The sequence below is a fragment of the Tardiphaga sp. genome, assembly GCF_025356345.1.
Classification (GTDB): Bacteria; Pseudomonadota; Alphaproteobacteria; order Rhizobiales; family Xanthobacteraceae; genus Tardiphaga.
Map to the genome: position 1 here is coordinate 1 of NZ_JANXTC010000364.1, position 2,397 is coordinate 2,397.

At 63.6% G+C, this 2,397-nt stretch carries 2 protein-coding genes; both read right to left on the reverse strand.

The genetic code is table 11. From position 1 onward, the window contains the following. The coding region (locus Q0S16_RS21795; protein WP_295852982.1) for a heme o synthase at positions 1-843 on the reverse strand (843 nt) is incomplete at its 3' end. A gap of 90 nt (positions 844-933) precedes the next feature. Then, a complete protein-coding gene (gene ctaD, locus Q0S16_RS21800) occupies positions 934-2,394 on the reverse strand; it encodes a cytochrome c oxidase subunit I (protein ID WP_295852986.1) in 1,461 nt (486 codons plus the stop codon). Positions 2,395-2,397: the final 3 nt, after the last annotated feature.

Consider the following 2,397-nt stretch of genomic DNA (forward strand, 5'->3'; position numbering starts at 1 on the left):
GGTGGCGCGCAGCGCGGCGCTGCCGGTGCGGCGGTTGTAGACGATGACCGCGAAATACAGCATGCCGGCACCCAGGATCAGCGAGGCCACGCCGTAGACCGCGGAGAAATAGCCGAGCGGCCATGGCGCCACCGCGATCGCGACCAGAACCACGGTATAAAGCAGGATCTGCAGGCGGGTCGCATCGGGACCGGCGACGACGGGCAGCATCGGCACGCCGGCGCGCGAATAGTCGTCGTTGCGGAACAGCGCCAGCGCCCAGAAGTGCGGCGGGGTCCAGAAGAAGATGATGAGGAACAGCAGGATCGGCTCCATCGACAGCGAGCCCGAGGCCGCCGCCCACGCCACCACCGGCGGCAAGGCGCCCGCGGCGCCGCCGATCACGATGTTCTGGGCGGTCCAGCGCTTCAGCGCGATGGTGTAGATCACGACGTAGAAGAAGATGGTGAAAGCGAGCAGCGCGCCGGCCAGCCAGTTGACCAGGATACCGAGCGTCATCACCGAGAAGACCGCCAGCACCAGGCCGAAGGTCAGCGCTTCCGGCCGGGTGACGCGGCCGCGCGGGATCGGGCGGTTGGCGGTGCGGGTCATCAGCGCGTCGATATCGCCTTCGTACCACATGTTCAGCGCGCCGGAGGCGCCGCCGCCGACCGCGATGCACAGGATCGAGGTGAAGGCCATCACCGGATGCGGATGGCCGGGCGCCAGGAAATAACCGACCAGTGCCGTGAACACGACCAGCGACATCACACGCGGTTTGAGCAGTGCGATGTAATCGGCAACGCCCGCTTCGGAGATGCGGGGCAGCGTCAGGTCGATGGCGTTCTGGTCGAGTACCGACAAAATCGTTCTCACTTCTGGTTCGACCCCGCCGCCCCTCAGGGCAGCGGGGGCGTTACGCAAGCGCGGCGCCAGATGGCGCCACGCGAAAGATTACTGGACGCGCGGCAGCACTTCGAACTGGTGGAAGGGCGGCGGCGAGGTCAGGGTCCATTCCAGCGTGGTGGCGCCGACGCCCCACGGGCTGTTGGCGGCCTTTTCCTTGCGGACGAAGGCATCGACCACGCCGTAGATGAAGATCAGCACGGCGAAGCCGGAGATGTAGGAGCCGATCGACGACACGAAGTTCCAGCCGGCAAAGGCATCGGGATAGTCGACATAACGACGCGGCATGCCGGACAGGCCGAGGAAGTGCTGTGGGAAGAACACCAGGTTGACGCCGACGAAGGTAACCCAGAAATGCGTCTTGGCGATGGCTTCCGAATACATGTAGCCGAACATCTTCGGGAACCAGTAGTACCAGCCCGCGAAGATCGCGAACACGGCGCCGAGCGACAGCACGTAATGGAAGTGAGCCACGACGTAATAGGTATCCTGCAGCACGCGATCGACGCCGGCATTGGCCAGCACGACGCCGGTGACACCACCGAGCGTGAACAGGAAGATGAAGCCGATCGCCCACAGCATCGGCGCCTTGAACTCGATCGAGCCGCCCCACATCGTCGCAATCCAGGAGAAGATCTTGACGCCGGTGGGCACCGCAATGACCATCGTCGCGGCGACGAAATAGGCCTGCGTCGCCGAGGACATGCCCACGGTGTACATATGGTGCGCCCACACCACGAAGCCAATGCCGCCGATTGCGACCATCGCATAGGCCATGCCGAGATAGCCGAACACCGGCTTCTTCGAGAAGGTCGAGATGATCTGCGAGATCATGCCGAAGCCTGGCAGGATCAGAATGTAAACTTCAGGGTGGCCGAAGAACCAGAACAGATGCTGGAACAGCACCGGATCGCCGCCGCCTTCGGCCGCGAAGAAGGTGGTGCCGAAATTGCGGTCGGTCAGCAGCATGGTGATGGCACCGGCGAGAACCGGCAGCGACAGCAGCAGAAGGAACACGGTGACCAGGATCGACCACACGAACAACGGCATCTTGTGCAGGGTCATGCCCGGCGCGCGCATGTTGAAGATGGTGGTGATGAAGTTGATGGCGCCGAGGATCGACGACGCACCGGCCAGATGCAGCGCCAGGATCGCGAAGTCGACGGCCGGACCCGGATGGCCCGAGGTCGACAGCGGCGCGTACATGGTCCAGCCGGCACCGACGCCGTTGGCACCGGGCTCGCCTTCCACGAAGGTGGAGATCACGAGCAGCGCCAGCGCGGCGGGCAGCAGCCAGAACGACACGTTGTTCATGCGCGGAAACGCCATGTCCGGCGCGCCGATCATCAGCGGCACCATCCAGTTGCCGAAGCCGCCGATCATCGCAGGCATCACCATGAAGAAGATCATGATCAGACCGTGCGAGGTCACGAACACATTGTAGGTGTGGGATTCGTGGAAAATCTGAATGCCCGGATACATCAATTCGATGCGGATCAGGATCGACATGAT

What these genes read in the sequence shown, in the direction of transcription:
- ctaD (WP_295852986.1), bottom strand. Translation starts at nt 2,394, where the DNA reads ATGTCGATCCTGATCCGCATCGAATTGATGTATCCGGGCATTCAGATT.